Origin of the sequence: Oleiharenicola lentus (genome assembly GCF_004118375.1) — a bacterium.
Taxonomy (GTDB): domain Bacteria; phylum Verrucomicrobiota; class Verrucomicrobiia; order Opitutales; family Opitutaceae; genus Lacunisphaera; species Lacunisphaera lenta.
On the sequence record NZ_SDHX01000002.1, the window covers coordinates 839,677 to 856,045 of the forward strand.

Below are 16,369 nucleotides of genomic sequence, written 5' to 3' on the forward strand. Positions count from 1 at the left end.
TTGCATCCCGCCGCCGAATCTGTCATCGCTGCGCCTGCTCCCATGACTCCTGCCGCCGTCAGCATTGTGATCCCGGTGTTCAACGAGGAAGCCGTGCTGCCCGAATTGTTTGCCCGGCTCGGCGCGTGCTTCGCCGCCCAGCCGGCGCTGCGCTGGAGCGCCGTGTTGGTGAACGACGGCAGCCGTGACCGTTCGGCGGAGCTGATCCGCCGGCAGGCGGCGACCGACCCGCGCTTCGTGCTGGTCGAGCTTTCCCGCAACTTCGGTTTCCAGGCGGCGATCTCCGCCGGGCTCGCCGAGGCGCTGGCCCGCGGGAGCGACGCCGCCGTGACGATGGACGCCGACCTGCAGGACCCGCCGGAACTGATCGGCGAGATGGTCACCCGCTGGCAGCAGGGGGCGGAGGTCGTGCTCGCGGTCCGGCGTTCCCGCCAGGAAACCGGCCTGCGGCGTCTGGGCATGGACCTGTTTCACCGGACCTTCGGCGCGGTGGCCGACCTGCGCATGGACGCCAACACCGGCACGTTCAGCCTGCTCGACCGCGCCGCGGCCGAGGCGCTGTGCCGGCTGCCCGAACGCAACCGCTTTTTCCCGGGCCTGCGCTCGTGGGTCGGATTCCCGACCGCCGAAGTGCTTTACGACCGGCAGGAACGCGCGGCCGGCCAGCCGCAGCAGACCTTCGGCCGCCTGCTGCGCTACGCCCTCGACGGGGTTTTCAGCTTTTCCTACCTGCCGCTGCGGCTCCTCACCTACGCCGGGTGTTTCATCGCGGTGATGGGTTTCGCCGCGGCGATTTTCTATGCCGTGCGGCGCATCCTGGGCATCGAGACCGCGCCCACCGGCTACACCACGCTGGTGACGCTCGTGCTGTTTCTCGGCGGCGTGCAACTGATCGGCATCGGCGTGCTCGGTGAATATCTGGCCCGGGTTTACGACGAGGTGAAGCAGCGGCCGCCCTACATCGTGCGCAGGCCCCGGCGCGAATGACGCAGCGGATCACCAGGATTGCGCTCTGGTCCGGCGTGGGGCTGGCGCTGACCGTCTGCGGCTACCTGCTCATCAGCACGACCTTCATGCCCTACGACGACGAGGGCTACGTGCTGATCTCCATCCGGAACTACCTGGCGGGACTGCGGCTCTACGACGACATCTTTTCCCAATACGGTCCGTGGCCCTTTGTTTACCATGAGCTGGCGACCACGCTGACCGGCCAGCCGCTGACACACGGCTTCGGCCGGATGCTGACGCTGCTGCACTGGGTGCTGGCCTCGATCCTCGGCGGAGCGATTTGCTGGCGGCTGATCCGCAGCCAGGTCGCAGCGGTCGTGGCGAGCCTGCTGATCTTCTCGCTCTGCTGGCAGAACACCTCGGAGCCCTCGCACCCCGGCAGCCACATCATGCTGCTGGTCGCGCTGGCCGCCACCCTGGTGGGCGGACTGCCGGGAGCGCGGCATCCTCGCACGCTCTATGCCGCGCTCGGCGTCATCACGGCGCTGCTGCTGTTAACCAAGATCAACGTCGGCTTGCTGCTCGCCGCGGGCCTGGGCTGCTTCGCGCTCCGTCACACGCCCTGGCCGGCGCGCGCGCAAGCGGCCGCCGCCGGAATCGCCCTCGCGGGCATGGTCGCCCTGCCCTGGGTGCTGATGGGGCGTCAGCTCGACCGGGGTTGGGTGCAGGTCTTCACGGGGCTGTTCACCGCCGCCGTCCTCGGTGTGTGGTGGACCCATCCGGTCAAAAGCGACGACCGCCGGCTGCCAGCGCGGGCGTGGCTCGGACTGCCGGTCGCTGCTCTCGTGACGGGCGGCGTGATCTGCCTGCAAGTGTGCCGCCATGGCACCGAGGCCGGATCGCTGCTGGAGGCGATCCTGCTGAATCCGTTGCGCATGCCCGCCCATTTCACCGTGGGCCTGCACTGGTATCCCGAGGTCTGGGTGCTGTTCGCCTTCGGTGCTGCGGTCGTGACCAAGGCCGGTTTTGAAATCCGCCGCTCCGGGGAAATCGCCCGGTTCACATGCTTGGCGGTGATCGCCTGCCGAATCGCGGCGCTGGTCGTGTTGGCCGGGCTGGCCCGTCACTGGCCCACCCATGCCGGCATCTTTCACTTCTCGGCCTACTGTCTGCCGCTGCTGCCGGTATTTCTGCTGCCACTCACTCCGTCCGCGGAAAACGACTGCAACCTCGCGCGGCAAGGAGTCGCGTGGGTGGCGTTGCCGCAAATCCTGCATGCCTTTCCGGTCGCCGGCAGCCAGCTGGCCTGGGCCACCTTTCTGTGCGTGCCGGTTTTTGTCGCCGGGTTGTTCGAGGCGGGTGGCGCGCTGACCGAACGCTGGGGACCGGCCGGTCGCGCAGTCGCGCGGGGCACGGCCGCGGTGGCGCTGCTGGTGGCGGTGTTCCTGCTGGGGCTGCTGGGGCATACGGGCTGGCAACGCTACACGCAGTCACGCCCGCTCGATCTGCCCGGCGCGGGAGACATCCGGCTCGACGGCAAAACCCGCCAGGCGTTCCGCCTGCTGCACCTCAACGCCCAGGTCCACGCAGACCTGCTGTTTTCCCGTCAGGGCATGTTCAGCCACAACCTCTGGAGCGGCCTCCCGACCCCGACGGCGCAAAACGCCACGCACTGGTTCTGGCTGCTCAACCCCGCGCAGCAGCAGGCCATCATCGCCCGGCTGGCGGCGACACCCCGCACCGCGCTCATCACGTCGCAGTCGCTCGACGAGTTCATGGTGCGCGAGAAAATTCCCTTCGGCGGACCGCTGCAGGATTTTGTGCGCGGCCACTACCAGCCGCTGTTCCGGTACGCGGACTTCACTTTTCATGTGCCGGCGGGCAGCCGGGCGGTCACGTTCGGACGCTTTGAGTTGCTCGAATCGGCGCAGGCAGCCGGCACCATGTTGCTGCGCACTCTGGTCCGCCTCGACGGCCAACCTGTTCGCATCCGGCTCGAAGGCATGGAGGCGCCCTGGGCCATTGGCCCGGAGCTGCTGACCCCGCCGTATCGCGGAGTGGCCGAACCGGTTGACCCGACAGGACAGCCGACCGGGCCCGCGGTGCCGCTGCCGGCCGTCCAAGCGCTCCACGGGCTTTATCGACTCTCGGTGATCTGCCCCCGACCGCCCGCCGGATTGCCGTGGCAGGACTACCTTGTGGTGGTGAGAGACCCCACCGGCCGCACGCTGAGCGATTCGGCCTACTGAGGACCGGCCCTGCGCCGGGCCACGAGCAGCAGGCTGACCCCGAACGGTAGCGGCAGGCGCCAGAAGGCCATGGAAACGAACACGCGGCGCAGCAGGGCGTTGAGCCAGCCCGCGGGAACTTTGTCCTCGGACCGCAACTGGCCCGCGCGCGCCGGAAAGATCTTCCGCCACTTGCGCACCAGCCAGACCGCCGGATACACGACAACGTTGGTGTAGTTCACATGCAGGATTTCCCAATCCGGCTCGGGAAAGAGCGCGCGCAGTTGCGGACGGGAATAGCGGCGGAAGTGGTGCAGCACGACATCCCAGTCGCTCCACAAGGCCATGCCCGCCGGCACGGTCACCAACGCCACGCCGCCCGGTTTGAGCAGGCGGTGAAAGCCCTGCACCACCGCGCGATCGTCCGGCGTGTGTTCCAGCACATCGAGGGCCGTCACATAATCGAGCGATCCGTCGGGCAAAGGCACCCGGTCCCCGGCGATGCTCAGAATCTGCTCCGTGCGGAATTTCCTCCGCAGCAGCCGCAGGGCCTCCTCGTGATCATCCAGCACCATCACGCGGCAATGTGACTCCATCTCCGTGGCAAAACGGCCGGTGCCGGCTCCACAATCCAGCAACAGGTCCGACGCGCGCGGAGGCCCCACGCGCTCCAGCCAGCGGATCGCGATCTCACGCTTCCCGGTGTAATACCAGTGCGTGGCCTCCCGCTGCTCCAGATTGGCGTATTCCGCGGCGTTCATGCGCGCGAAGTAGTGAGGCCAGCCCGGCACCGGCGGCAAGGCTAACCACCGGAGGCCGGGCCGGAAGTAATCTTGCCCGGCCGTTGCGTTCACCCAAAGTCGGCCCGCGCATGGATCGCCCGCCGCCCACCCGACAACCGCAACCCGGCGGACCGTCCGCGCACCTGCCCGGCTGGCCGATGGTGGTGATGCTGGCGGCCGTGCTGATCCTGCATGCGGCGCTCGCCCGGTGGGCGATCACGGACAAAAGCGTGACCGCCGACGAAATCCTCCACGTCACGCAGGGGCATTTCGCGAACCGGCACGGCGACTTCCGCGTGCAGCCCGAGAACGGCATGCTGCCGCAGCGCCTGCATGGCGTGGCCGCCTGGCTGACGGGCGCCCCCACGCCGGAACTGCGGGGCAACGAGGCCTGGCGGACCGCCTCGGGCACGATGATCAGCCACCAGTTCTTCTATGAGACCGGGCACGATCACTTCCCCATGCTGGTGCTCGCCCGCACGCTGAACCTGCTGTTTTCTCTGGGCACAACCCTGCTGGTGTTCTGGTGGGGCCGGCGGTTGGGCGGGCCTGCGGCCGGGCTCGTCGCGGCGGCATGCTACGCGCTCGACCCGAATGTGCTCGCCCATGCCGCCCTGGCCACTTCCGACCAGGCCGCCGGCTTTTTCCTGCTCACCAGCGGCACGCTCTTCTGGCTGCAACTGCTGCAGCCGCGCCGGGCCGCCATGCTCGCCAGCGCCGCGGTCTTCGGGCTCGCCTGCGTGGCCAAGTATTCCGCCGTGCTGCTGCTGCCGCTGATGGCCGGGCTGATCGCGATCCGCATTCTCGGCGACGATGACCGCCGCCGCTGGTGGCGGCTGGTGCCGTGCATGCTCCTGGTGCACGGGTTGGTGGCGATGGCGCTGATCTGGGCCTGCTACGGTTTCCGCTACACGGGATTCTCCGCGAACGTCCCGCCCGCCGCCCATTACGCCGCCCGCTGGGAGCAGGTGCTGCCTCATATCGGCATCCATGGAACCGTAGTGGAAGTCTGCCGCAAGCTGCAGCTGCTGCCCGAGGCCTTCCTTTACGGCTATGCCTGGGTGGTGCAATCCGCCCGCGCCCGGAGCGCTTTCCTCGCCGGCGAATACAGCATCTTCGGCTGGGTGTCCTTTTTCCCCCTGACCTTTCTGTGGAAATCCACCCCGGCCCTGCTGCTCGCGCTGGTGTCCGCTTTGATTGGCCTGACTTTGCGCTGGAAACGGCGGACCACCCCGATCCGGACGGACCTGTGGAGCATCGCCCCGCTGCTGCTGTTCCTTGTTCTCTACTGGGGGTTGTCACTGACGAGCCGCCTCAACATTGGACACCGACACATCCTGCCCACGTATCCAGTGCTGTATGTCCTGCTCGGCGTCGCATTCGTCCGGCTTCCGTTTGCGGGCATGGTCCGGGCCGGCGCCATCGGCCTGTTGGTCGCCGGCCAGGCGGTGTCGGCCGTGACGAGCGCGCCCCATTTTCTCGCGTATTTCAACTCCTTCGCCGGCGGCCCGGCCAACGGCTATCGCCTCCTCGTGGACAGCTCCCTCGACTGGGGCCAGGATCTCGCCGGTCTCGATCGCTGGCTGAAAGCCCACAACTCCGGTCCCTCGGCCGAACCGGTTTATCTCTCCTACTTCGGCTCCGGCGAGCCGAACTACTACGGCATCCGCGCCACGCGCCTGCCGTTCATCAACGGATTCAAGTTCATGCACCCGCGCTATGAGCCGCGCCCCGGGCTCTACTGTATCAGCGCAACGATGCTGCAGCAGGTTTACAGTCGATACCGCGGACCATGGACGCCGGAATTTGAACAAACCTACCGGCGGCTGCGGCAGCAGACGCCCGATCTCGCGGCCTGGCCGCAATCCCAATGGCAGGAATACGACGAGCTGCGATTTGCACGGCTCTGCCATCAATTGCGCACCCGTGCGCCGGATCACACTGTCGGGTATTCAATCCTCATTTACCGCGTCTCAGCGGAGGAACTCGCGGCCGCGCTGGACTGAGAACACGCGCCGCTTGGCGCCATCCTCACCGGCGCCGAGCATCCGCTCGCGTTGCCGCCCCGGGCCATCGTCTCACGGAGCCGCAGGCGGTGCCCGCAGCGCCAGCAGGATGTAGGTCTCGTTGGCCATCACGGGCGTCAGCTGCCCCTGCAGTTTTTTCCACGCGCCGGTGCGCTCAAGGAAATCAATGCTCGACTGGGCGCGCTTGAGCAGAAGGTGGCTGTAACCGAGCCGCCGGAGCCGCCCTCCCGCATCGCTGTCCGCCTCATTCGCGAACAAAAACCGCACATCCGGACTCCAGAGCGGCACAAAGTCGCGATCTCCCTCCTGAAAGAGGTGCTGCAATCCCGCGGAATCCGAGAGCACCCGCCCCTCGATGTGCGGTATTGCCGCCGCCACGAATGCCGCCGCCTCCCGCGCAAACTCGACCTGATAGGTGCCGCCGGCATCGGGCCAAGCGCGCACGGGTGTGCGGTAGGGGTTCAGCGGAATGGTGAGAGCCCGCAGGCTCGCATCCAGGCTCCAAACCACCAGCACCAGGCCGCAGGCCACACGGAGCCCTTTCCGCACCACGAGGGTGGCGAGCACCGCACCGCCCCAGGCACAGCCCAGCAGCAATACCGGACTCAGCACGCGCATCGAATAGAACAGGCCGCCTGCCGTGTAGGGGATGGAGATGATCCAGGTGCAGAGACCGGCGGCAACGAGCAGCAGACCGAGGCCGGCTTCCGGGCGCTTGCGCATGACCACGATACCGGCAGCCACACCGGCGGTCGCAGGCAACGCGCTGACGACGATCAGCCGACCCAGTTCCCGCCACCCCACCGCCTGCGCGAGAACCCCGCCATACGCTTCCATGTAAGCCTGCATCCACGCCGAGAAGACCGGGTTGCCGGGAAAGAGGCTCCCGAGATCGTGGGCATAAAGCGGGTTGCCAGTGATGATCCACACCCGCAGGTGCCATAAGCCCGGCAACAGCAACGCCGCCGCCACAAAACGCCCGCAGGTTCTCCAGCCCGACCCGCGCCACAGCAGCCACAGTGCGGAGACCCCGGGATACAGCGGGCCATATTCCCGCGCGCATGCCACCAACCCGCCACACAGGGCCGCCAGGAGGAGCAAGCCTTCTCCCTCCCCTCGCTGCCATCGGGTCAGGTAATACATGAGGCCACCGACCCCGAGCGCGGTCAGTCCGGTTTCCTGCCCCAGGTTGAAGGCGAACTGCAGGAGCATGCAGCACCCCGCCAACGCGACCCCGATCCAACCGGAGCGATGATCCGAAGACCACAGGCGGGACAGGGCCTGCACCAAAAAAACCAAGCCCAGCATCTGGGCGACCACCGGGATGGCGGTCCACACCTTAGCCGTGCTGCCGGCCGCCAGGTAGGTCCAGGCATAGAGGCCCGCCACCAGCGGAGAGATGCCATCGGCCCAGAAATAACGGGTGAAGTCCGGCGGCGAAACCGGCGGATAAAAATCCAGCCCCTGCTGCGCCACCAGTTGGAGGGCCAGATGGTTCCAGCGAAAATCCACATCCACGCCCGAAAGCGGCTGGGTCAGGGCCCGCCAACACGCCACGATCAGCATCGGCAGCACCGGCAGAGCCAGCCAGCAGTCCTGCCAATTCGTCCGGCTGGCCGGCGCAGAAATCCCGGGCCGGCTCCGCCAATACCATCCACCCGCCAAGCCGACCCCTGCCAGCCACAGCGAAAGGGAAACGAGGCTGATCGGGACGTGCGCAGCCGACAAACCGATCACGCCCGCCAACAACACCAGGGCGGAGATAATTCCGGCCGCCAGCCAAGGCAACGGCAGCCGAGCCCCGAAAGCCCAGCCCGCCCCCGGCAGGAGCAGTCCGGAGAGAACCAACATTCCCCGCAGAATCTGCTCAAGCACGCTCATGGCGGTGAGCGCCGACGCCACACACTGTAGTAGGCGTCGAAAAGCAGGAAGTCCCGCCCGGGCAGCCAGGCCACGGCTTCGATTTCAGGCCGTCGGTCGATGACTTGCCACAATTCATACTGTCGCTCGAACACCACCCTCTCGTCGGCGCCAAACCGCAGAAACTCCATGCCCCGCAGCACGACCCAATCCGCCTCCAGCTTGACCGCCAGGCCGCTCAGCGAGAGGAGCCCGCCCTTGCGCAAAGCGATAACCTCGGGCGAGCACAGTCCGGGCGTGTCGCGCATCGCGAGTCCGGAGAAAAACCCGATGTAGCCGAGCGGCTCCAGAAAGACCGTGTCGCCCGGCCCGCGGGCGGCTTGGGCGATCGAGCGGCCGAGCGGAGCGCGCAGCCCCCACTCGACCAGCCGCTGCTGCTCGCGCAACTGCACGGAAACCGCCACAAACAGCCAGGCTTGCAAAGCGATGACCCCCGCGACCGGCATGATCACCCACCAGCGTCGCGCGCCTCGCAGGGCCGGCAGTTCCAGCAAAGCGGCCACGCCTCCGCCGATCGCGATGTAGGCCAGCACCTGCCAGGCGGGAAAATACCACGGCGCCCGTGCCGTCACCGTGAGGTAGGCGCCGCCCAGCACGAACGCCAGTCCGGCAACCCGCGCCGGGCGGACGCAACGCGGCCAAAATGCGACGGCGGCCGCTGCGACCGCCATTATCCGGCCAAACCATTCCAGCCAGACCGGCCAGCCGCCGAAAAAGAAGTAAGGCGGCAGAAACGCATCGTGAACCGTACTGTGACCGAAAACGTAGCGCCATGGATAGGTAAACAGCGCCCCCAGATTTTCGCTGCTGAGCAAGTGTGCGCCCTTGGCCCGGATAGTGTTGGGCACCGGTGTGCCGTAATATTGCCAGGCCCACAGAAACCACGGGGTGTAGAGCACGGCCGCGGTCAGCGCCATGACCGCCCAGCCGCGCCAACCGGGTCGGTGCCCCGGGGAAAAGTGCCACACCCCGGCCGCCACGGCGCCGACAAACACAAATCCGTCGGGCCGGGTCCACATTGCCCCACCCAGTGCCAGACCGGCCAGCAGCATCCGCCCGTCTAGCATCGCCCTCCAGGCCATCACCACAAACAGGACCAGCAGCGCGGTCTCCATGCCGTTGGTGGAAAAGGCCGCGAGTTTCGCATCCAGAATCCAGAACAAGCCCGTCACCAACAAGGCCCGCATTTCGCTCAGCCGGCCCGCGGCCAACCACCAGGCGCCCGCCAAGGCCGCACAGGATACCACACGGAAGGCAATCATGACCACGTGGGGATCTTCGGTGCCACAAAGCCGGGCGAGTCCGGCCGGCAACAGCACGCCGAGCGGCGAGGTGAACACGTGCAACGGCCGGCCCGCCTCATACACCAGCCCGTTTCCATTCAGCAGATTCAGGCTGCACCGATAGGTGATGAAAAAGTCTTCCCAGATGTTGCCGGACACGAAGGCGAAAACCGCCGGCGCCGCCGCCGCGAGCAGAGCCAGCATCAGGGAAAAATTCCGCATCGAACCTTGGCCCGGGGCAGAGGGGCTTTCAACCGCAGCAGAAACAACCAGATCGTGGGCGGACATGGACCGGTGATCAGTTCGGGGACCGGCCGGCGCCCGCTTCTCCACTAACCATGGGCGGCGGGGTGGACGGTTTGAAATCCGGCGGCAAATCCACCGCCACCAGTCGGCTGATGCGGGCCAGTTTTGTGCCGAAGCGGCGCTCGGCGAGCGGCTCGGTCTTGAACCACTCTGGCAGGGCATCGCCCGGCTCGATCTCATAATCGCCCTCGCGCGTGGTCGGGCGCAGGCTCTGCGTCACCAGGATTTCCTGAAAATCCGGCATGCCCAGCTGCCAAGCCAGCCGGTCGGCAACGGCGCGGGATCGTTCCAGGAGAATGGACGGGGTCTTCTCAATCAACCAAGGCAGCGTGGATTTATTGCTGACGATCAGCCGGCTGCCGGCCGGTCGGGAGGCCACGAAGCGGCGCTCCCACTCGAGCTCGTCATTGCCAATATGGGAGTAGAAATGATAGGCCTGCTTGGGCACCGCCGAGCCGAGGGTGAAGAGCCCCGCCAGCACCAGCAGAACGCGGCTGACCGGCCAACGGCGGTCCAAGGATGCAGCCGCCACCACAACCGCCAGCACCAGCAGCAGATGAAACGGCAGGGCAAACCGCGAGGCCATCGGGTCGTTTAACGCGGCCCAATAGTAGAACATGATCAGCGAGGTGACCCCCAGAATGCCGCCGCCGAAGAGCAACAGCGCCCACCGGTCCGGGTTCAGGAAACCGGGGAGCCGGACACAGCGTACCAGCCGCCAGCCAATCCAGCCAAGAGCCGCGGCCCCAAGCGCCCCCAGCAACAGGGAGTTCCCGTGGGCGATGCCCGTCGAGCTAAAGAAGCCCCAGGCGCCCGAGAGATTTTCCGCCAGGTATTCCACACTGAAGCGGGTGGTCTGATTCTGCTTCAGCTCCCACATCACGGGGCTGCTGGAAATGACCTTCTGCAGGAGAGCCACCGGCACGAGCAGGAGCGGAGCCGCCACCGCGCTGAACGAAAGGACGATCCGCCGCGCCCGCCACCACCCCAGTGCAATCGCGAGGGCGGCCGGCAGCACATAGGCGGCTGATTCGTAGCGCGACTGGCAGAACAACACCATGGACAGGACGAAGACGGAGAGTCGCGTCTCATCGGGCCGCGTCAGCCAGGCTCGCGCCGCATGCAACGCCACCAGCAGCATGCCCAGGTTGAGCAGCTCCATCCCGGCCCCCGTGGCGTTTTGCGCGAAGAGTGGGAGCGAACCGAGCAGCACCACGGCCAGCACTCCCCCCAGCCGCCGATTGAGGCGCCAGCCGATCCGCCACACCAGGGCGAGCGCGCCCGCGCAAAGTGCTGCATTCAGCCAGAAGACATTCTGCGTCCTGAACCCGGTCAGGTCATGCACTGTGGCCAGAAGAAACGAGAAGAACACGGGGCGCTTGTCCACGTAGCTGTCGGTCGAGAGGAAGATACCCTGGAGTTCATAGCCGCGCACCATGGCGGAGTTGTCCCGGAAGTAGTGCAGGTTGTAGGCCGTGGATTGCAGCACATACTCGTCGTAGAGGATCTTGCTCCGGAAGGTTTCGTGCGCGAGCGCCAGGCCGGTCATCAGGCCGATCGCCCCGAGGGCCAGGAGCCAGTCGGTGCGCGTCATGCATTCGTCGGTCTCCGGCTGGTCCGGATCCCGGGCCTGCCACAGCGACCAGAGCCAGAGCGAGAAGGTCGTCAGGATGAAGTAATAACCTCCCTGCCGCAGGATCTGGCGGGATTCTTCCGGCGTGAAGCAGACAAATCCAAGATAGCCGGCGGCCAATCCCGCCCCGACAAAGGCCCCCAACCGGGGCCAGGGCACGGCCATCCGAAGGGACTGTGACTCAGGGGGCACGCTCATGAAACGGGCTCAGGGCAGGCGCCTGATCAGGTTGTCGAAATATTCCTGCCGGATCTTCTCCCTCTGCGCCGGCGTGAGGGTATCGGCCTTGACCGGCGCGGGCGGCATGGTGGTGGGGCCACCCTTGATCGCCACAACCCGGCTGATTCGGCTGACGGTCATGGGCGTGAACCGCCGCTCCCACACGGTCTCGAGCTGATAATCCGGCCCCAGGTCGTAATCAGGCTGAACGTTCAGATGGCCGGTGTCCGGATCCACCTGGTAGCGTTGAAACACATAGAAGGCGGTGAACGTGTGATTGCGGAAATTGAATTCCAGGATGTCCTTCCGCTCCAGCGCCTGGCGCACCGGCGTGGCCGATACCTTGTGGGTGATCCAGATCAGCGCCTCGGGATCGATGAAAAGATAGTCCTTTTCCGGATGGGCGCTCATGAACTCCCGGCGCCACTCCGTTTCCCTTCCGACATAGTAGTCCAGCGAGTAGTCATGCCGGGCCATGGCCGGCAGCGAGAAAGAAAAATAGCCGACACCCGTGAGCCCGAGCAGGACGGGCCAGAGCCACTTGAAGCGGGCGAACTGGGTTGCCACCGTGACAATCGCAAACACGAGCCAGAGGTTCAGCGGCAGGCTGAGGCGGCGGATGACCGGATCGTCGAAGCGGCCCCAGAAATAGAAAAGCATCAGGAGGGTGTGCGCGGCAAATCCCGTGGCGAAGATCGCATGCGCAACCGGAATCGTGGGCCCAGTCGTGCGGGCTGCGCTCAGCGTGCGCCACCACCAGAGCAGGAGGAAGGGCAGCGCCACGAACCCGAGAGCCGACAAGATGAGGGCGTTGGAATGCTCACCGGTCGTGTCAAAAAAGAAGTTCAGCCAATGCGGCAGGTTCACCGCCGCATACCCCAGGGAGAAGGGGCGATCGAATCCCGGCTGGCTCGCCAATTCCCAGGCCGATTCACGGGCGCTGAAAATCTTCTGGTGCAATGCGACCGGCACAAAGAGCAAAGGGACAAAGACCGTTTCCCAACTCAGCAGCGGCCGACCTTGCCGCCACCAAACCCACCCCAGCATGATCCCGACCGGAATCAGGAAGAGCACCGATTCATAGCGGGTCTGAGACAGCAGGACCACGGATAGCAACATGGCTTGCTGGCTCAATTGGTCCGGCCGGACAAAATAGCGCACGGCCAGCGTCAGCGTCAGGGTGATCATCACCAGGTTCAAAAGATCAAAACCTCCGCCCGTCGCGCTCTGCGCCAGCAGCGGCAGACTGCTCAGCAACAGAACCGCGAGCACCGCCCCCATCATCCCGGCCAGCTTGCGCACCACGGCATAGACAAGAAACAGCAATCCGAAGCCCAACCCGGCATTCAGCACGAAGGCGTTTTCCGGCCGGTAACCGGTCAGATCGTGCAACACGGAAACCAGGAACGGATGCAACAGCGGTCGTTTGTCCAGCTGGCCGTCCAGCAACTGGAAGGCCCCCTGAAGATCGTGGGCCCGAACCGGCACATAGGCCTGCTTGTCGAAGTGCATGCCCATCGACGTGCCAAGCAACATGATCTCATCCATCAGGATCTTGAAGCCGAACCGCTCGTGCACGAGGAGCAGGGACCCGCAAGCCAACAACAGCAGAAGGATGCCCGGAGGGAATTCACTTCGCCACGAGGTCCAGGGTCGATCGGCCCGCAAAAGCTGAAACAGCGACCAACCAAACCAGGCGAACGTGCCCAGCATGATCCAGTAACCGCCCTTGGTCATCACCTGGAGCGCGACAGCCGGTGGCACCACCACGAAGCCCAAAATAATCGCCAGCAGACCGGCCAATAGCAGGACACCCATGCGGCGGTCTTCTCGAACCAGTTGGAGTAGTTTCATAGGCGGTTCTGCATGCACTCTTCCGAAACGGCGTGTTTAAAGCCACAATGAAAGCCTTGGACAATAGTCCCTTTGAACAATCTTGTGCCGCTATTCGTCAGCCAAATCCGATACACCGGCAAAAAAAAGGCCGCCCCCGGAAGGGCGGCCGAAATAGCTTCTCAAGTGAGATAATCAGGGAGCGTAGGTGATGGTGCGGAGACCAGCCACACCGGTGATCGTGATCGTCTCGCCCTGCTGGTAGGTGGCAGGATAGCTCTCGCTGGCGACGGTGTTGAGCGCCTTCACGTAGTTGGTCGCGCCAACGAGGTTGCTAACGCCGACGGACGAACCACCGTATTCCAGGTAATACTGGTCAGCGGCAGCGGACAGCTGGCGGGCGTTGTTCAACACGGCCTTGTCCTGGGAGGCCTGACGGACCTTCTGGAAGGCGGGAATGGCCATGGCGGCGAGGAGGCCGATGATGACCACGACGATCATGATTTCAACGAGCGTGAAGCCCTTGGAGGAACGAATGTTCATGGATTTAACTTTATGATGTTTATCCGCACAGATCGTGCGATTAACGCCCATCTCAGCCGAGTGTATCTTCCGTAACAAGGCTCATCTCATCTAGGCGTCGGTAAGAAAATGTAACGTTGGCCAATCAGGGCATTTCTACTCTACTGGCCCTCATCGCATACAGAGACTGCGAGCCGCAGCGAATCCAGATGGTCCTGAAACAGCAAAGGCTCATCTCTATTAGCCGATGCTGAGAATTCTCTAGCTTGGTTGTCCAACCTCCGTTGAGGCTCACCATTCCTGCCAAGGCGGGGCACGCACTGGAATTTCTACCCCTTGTTGGTTACCAACGGCAATCTGCCGCACATTTGGTCAGTCACGATACACCGGCAAAAAAAAGGCCGCCCCCGGAAGGGCGGCCGAAATAGCTTCTCAAGCGAGATGATCAGGGAGCGTAGGTGATGGTGCGGAGACCGGCCACGCCCGTGATGGTGATCGTCTGACCCTGCTGGTAGGTGGCAGGATAGCTCTCGCTGGCGACGGTGTTGAGCGCCTTCACGTAGTTGGTCGCGCCAACGAGGTTGCTGACGCCGACGGACGAACCACCGTATTCCAGGTAATACTGGTCAGCGGCAGCGGACAGCTGGCGGGCGTTGTTCAACACGGCCTTGTCCTGGGAGGCCTGACGGACCTTCTGGAAGGCGGGAATGGCCATGGCGGCGAGGAGGCCGATGATGACCACGACGATCATGATTTCAACGAGCGTGAAGCCCTTGGAGGAACGAATGTTCATGGATTTAACTTTATGATGTTTATGTATGAGATGCTCGCACAATACATGCGAGCGGTTTGCATCTGAATCGATGAAGGGACCCAAGACAAGATTCATTTCCCTTACGGGTCGGTAAATAAATGTAATGCTGACAATCTCCCCGCACGGCCTACGCAAGGAAACAAAAGATTACTTAAGTAACTTGATAACAGGAATATCCACGGCGTCCTTCCAAAGGCTCTCCATGCGATACTTGTCGCGATTTTCGGCGGTGAACAGATGTATCATGATCTCAAACGCATCCACGACCGTCCAGCCACTGCCCTTGGCGGCATCCATGCCGAGGATCTTGGCCCGATTTGAGTCCAACACCTTTTCCAACTCGACCCGCAACGCCCGCAGGTGCGGCTCGGAGGTCGCGGTGCCGAGCACCAGGTAGTCGGTGATGCTCGATTGGTCGCTGACATCCAAGACCTGGAGGGATTCGGCCTTTTTGGCGTCCATCGCCTGCACCACCAGCTTGAGCAGCTGCAGCGCGGGATCGGCCTTGCGGGCCGGCTTGGTTGACTTGGTCGGTTTCTTGGCGGCGGGCTTGCGGACGGTTTTGGATTTCATCGGGCTTCAGCGATAGAGTTTCCGGCTCTCAATATACGCGATCACTTTCTGCGGACAGAAATAATGCAGCGAAAGACCGTTTTTGACGCGCTCGCGCAGTTGGCTGGAACTGATTTCGATCAGATGGCCGTCGCAACGGTGCAGTCGGAGGCCGTCGATTTCGACGTGGGGCTTCACCGGGTGCTTGGGCCGCTCCAGGAAAATGAACTCCACCAACTGCACCAACTCGGAAATATCCTTCCACCGGTGCAGCAGTGGCAGCTGGTCACCACCAATAATCCAGAAAAGTTCATCCTGCGGATACTGCGCCTTGAAATGCCGCACCGAGTCCACCGTGTAACTGATGCCGCCTTTGCGCAGTTCGTAGTCGGAGATTTCCAGCCTTCGGTCCCACTCGGTGGCCGCCTGCAGCATGGTCAGGCGATCCTCGATCGTGGACTGCACATCGTTGGGTTTGAGCGGGGCCTGGGCCGCCGGCACGAGGAAAAGCCGGTCGAGGTGAAATTGTTCGAGCACATCCTGAGCGGCGATCAGATGACCGAAGTGGACCGGATCGAAGCTGCCGCCCAGAAAGCCGATTTTCATGCGCGCTGACGCTTCGCTGGTTTAAGCAGCCCGCTTTGCCGGAGGGTGAAGTCTCTTGCCACGTCCCCACTTCATGCCGCTATCCTCCCTCGGCAATCCCAAACCTCGCCCGGGTGGTGGAATGGTAGACACTGGGGACTTAAAATCCCCTTTCCGAAAGGAAGTGTGGGTTCGAGCGCAGTAAGAACAAGCTACTTAGGTAAACGTCGCTGACGGTCTTGTCCACAGTCTTGTCCACTTTTTCAGGACGTGATTGCGCCTCCAAATCTTGTGCTGGCCAACCTCCTCAAACACCGGAAATCTCAGGCTCATAAGCTTTGCCTGGGTGGCGGAATTGGTCAGACGCAACGGACTTAAAATCCGTTGGCCGAAAGGCCGTGTGGGTTCGATTCCCACCCCGGGCACCAACTGCGTCATCAGGTCGATGCGTGCAGTTAAGCCGCCTTATTCGGAAGAACTGAGACCGTGGAGGCCTTGCTCCGGTTTAAGTAACGTGCGAGCTCTGACGGCCGGATGGCAGCACGCGACGCCACCTCTTCGAGGTGGAGCTGCCCCTCCGCTCGTGCCTTAAACGCCGCCGACCTTGAGATCACGAGCTTGAAAAGCTCCAAGGGGACCGGGACGTCATACATGAGGGCAAACGACATGATAGCCCCCGAAGATGCGTGTGGAGCAATCTCGTCGACCGAAGTGGTC

General features: G+C 64.1%; 12 protein-coding genes and 1 tRNA gene. 4 read left to right on the plus strand and 9 right to left on the minus strand.

The features are described 5' to 3' along the window. Positions 1 to 42 precede the first annotated feature (42 nt). Both ESB00_RS17315 and ESB00_RS17320 read left to right on the plus strand, forming a co-directional pair. On the plus strand, positions 43 to 987 hold the full coding sequence (locus tag ESB00_RS17315) for a glycosyltransferase family 2 protein (RefSeq protein WP_129049097.1): 945 nt from the start codon (positions 43 to 45) through the stop codon (positions 985 to 987). Beyond that, positions 984 to 3,197, plus strand: coding sequence for a hypothetical protein (locus tag ESB00_RS17320; RefSeq protein ID WP_129049100.1), 2,214 nt, complete (start codon positions 984 to 986; stop codon positions 3,195 to 3,197). Before ESB00_RS17315 ends, ESB00_RS17320 begins: the two co-directional genes overlap by 4 nt. Here the strand turns inward: ESB00_RS17320 and ESB00_RS17325 are convergent. Then, on the minus strand, positions 3,191 to 3,937 hold the full coding sequence (locus ESB00_RS17325; RefSeq protein ID WP_129049102.1) for a class I SAM-dependent methyltransferase: 747 nt from the start codon (positions 3,935 to 3,937) through the stop codon (positions 3,191 to 3,193). The two genes, ESB00_RS17320 and ESB00_RS17325, sit on opposite strands and share 7 nt — an antisense overlap. A gap of 110 nt (positions 3,938 to 4,047) precedes the next feature. Between ESB00_RS17325 and ESB00_RS17330 the strand changes: the two genes are divergently transcribed. Then, on the plus strand, positions 4,048 to 5,964 hold the full coding sequence (locus ESB00_RS17330; RefSeq protein WP_129049105.1) for a glycosyltransferase family 39 protein: 1,917 nt from the start codon (positions 4,048 to 4,050) through the stop codon (positions 5,962 to 5,964). Between the two features lie 72 nt (positions 5,965 to 6,036). On the opposite strand, the gene ESB00_RS17335 is transcribed toward ESB00_RS17330, so the two are convergent. The 8 genes from ESB00_RS17335 to nadD form a co-directional block, all read right to left on the minus strand. Further along, complete coding sequence (locus ESB00_RS17335; RefSeq protein WP_129049107.1) at positions 6,037 to 7,836, minus strand: hypothetical protein; 1,800 nt, start codon at positions 7,834 to 7,836, stop codon at positions 6,037 to 6,039. Positions 7,837 to 7,862: 26 nt separating this feature from the next. Further along, the gene (locus ESB00_RS17340; protein WP_129049110.1) at positions 7,863 to 9,392 is read right to left on the minus strand and encodes a hypothetical protein; all 1,530 of its coding nucleotides are present in this window, start codon (positions 9,390 to 9,392) and stop codon (positions 7,863 to 7,865) included. 94 nt (positions 9,393 to 9,486) lie between these two features. Then, positions 9,487 to 11,325 (minus strand): glycosyltransferase family 39 protein, encoded by a 1,839-nt coding sequence (locus tag ESB00_RS17345; RefSeq protein ID WP_129049112.1) that lies wholly within the window; start codon positions 11,323 to 11,325, stop codon positions 9,487 to 9,489. Between the two features lie 9 nt (positions 11,326 to 11,334). Next, entirely contained in the window at positions 11,335 to 13,149 is a 1,815-nt protein-coding gene (locus ESB00_RS17350) for a glycosyltransferase family 39 protein (RefSeq protein ID WP_164976286.1), read from the minus strand. Positions 13,150 to 13,374: 225 nt separating this feature from the next. Then, entirely contained in the window at positions 13,375 to 13,722 is a 348-nt protein-coding gene (locus ESB00_RS20145; protein WP_129049117.1) for a type II secretion system protein, read from the minus strand. Positions 13,723 to 14,146: 424 nt separating this feature from the next. Then, entirely contained in the window at positions 14,147 to 14,494 is a 348-nt protein-coding gene (locus ESB00_RS20150; protein WP_129049119.1) for a type II secretion system protein, read from the minus strand. A gap of 168 nt (positions 14,495 to 14,662) precedes the next feature. Then, complete coding sequence (gene rsfS / locus ESB00_RS17365; RefSeq protein ID WP_129049122.1) at positions 14,663 to 15,088, minus strand: ribosome silencing factor; 426 nt, start codon at positions 15,086 to 15,088, stop codon at positions 14,663 to 14,665. A gap of 6 nt (positions 15,089 to 15,094) precedes the next feature. Beyond that, entirely contained in the window at positions 15,095 to 15,673 is a 579-nt protein-coding gene (gene nadD, locus ESB00_RS17370; protein WP_129049125.1) for a nicotinate (nicotinamide) nucleotide adenylyltransferase, read from the minus strand. 319 nt (positions 15,674 to 15,992) lie between these two features. On the opposite strand from nadD, the gene ESB00_RS17375 reads away from it, so the two are divergent. Further along, positions 15,993 to 16,080, plus strand: a tRNA-Leu gene (locus tag ESB00_RS17375). The last annotated feature ends 289 nt before the right edge of the window (positions 16,081 to 16,369 follow it).

What these genes read in the sequence shown, in the direction of transcription:
- ESB00_RS17315 (WP_129049097.1), top strand. Translation starts at nt 43, where the DNA reads ATGACTCCTGCCGCCGTCAGCATTGTGATCCCGGTGTTCAACGAGGAA.
- ESB00_RS17320 (WP_129049100.1), top strand. Translation starts at nt 984, where the DNA reads ATGACGCAGCGGATCACCAGGATTGCGCTCTGGTCCGGCGTGGGGCTG.
- ESB00_RS17325 (WP_129049102.1), bottom strand. Translation starts at nt 3,937, where the DNA reads ATGAACGCCGCGGAATACGCCAATCTGGAGCAGCGGGAGGCCACGCAC.
- ESB00_RS17330 (WP_129049105.1), top strand. Translation starts at nt 4,048, where the DNA reads ATGGATCGCCCGCCGCCCACCCGACAACCGCAACCCGGCGGACCGTCC.
- ESB00_RS17335 (WP_129049107.1), bottom strand. Translation starts at nt 7,836, where the DNA reads ATGTTGGTTCTCTCCGGACTGCTCCTGCCGGGGGCGGGCTGGGCTTTC.
- ESB00_RS17340 (WP_129049110.1), bottom strand. Translation starts at nt 9,392, where the DNA reads ATGCTGGCTCTGCTCGCGGCGGCGGCGCCGGCGGTTTTCGCCTTCGTG.
- ESB00_RS17345 (WP_129049112.1), bottom strand. Translation starts at nt 11,325, where the DNA reads ATGAGCGTGCCCCCTGAGTCACAGTCCCTTCGGATGGCCGTGCCCTGG.
- ESB00_RS20145 (WP_129049117.1), bottom strand. Translation starts at nt 13,722, where the DNA reads ATGAACATTCGTTCCTCCAAGGGCTTCACGCTCGTTGAAATCATGATC.
- ESB00_RS20150 (WP_129049119.1), bottom strand. Translation starts at nt 14,494, where the DNA reads ATGAACATTCGTTCCTCCAAGGGCTTCACGCTCGTTGAAATCATGATC.
- rsfS (WP_129049122.1), bottom strand. Translation starts at nt 15,088, where the DNA reads ATGAAATCCAAAACCGTCCGCAAGCCCGCCGCCAAGAAACCGACCAAG.
- nadD (WP_129049125.1), bottom strand. Translation starts at nt 15,673, where the DNA reads ATGAAAATCGGCTTTCTGGGCGGCAGCTTCGATCCGGTCCACTTCGGT.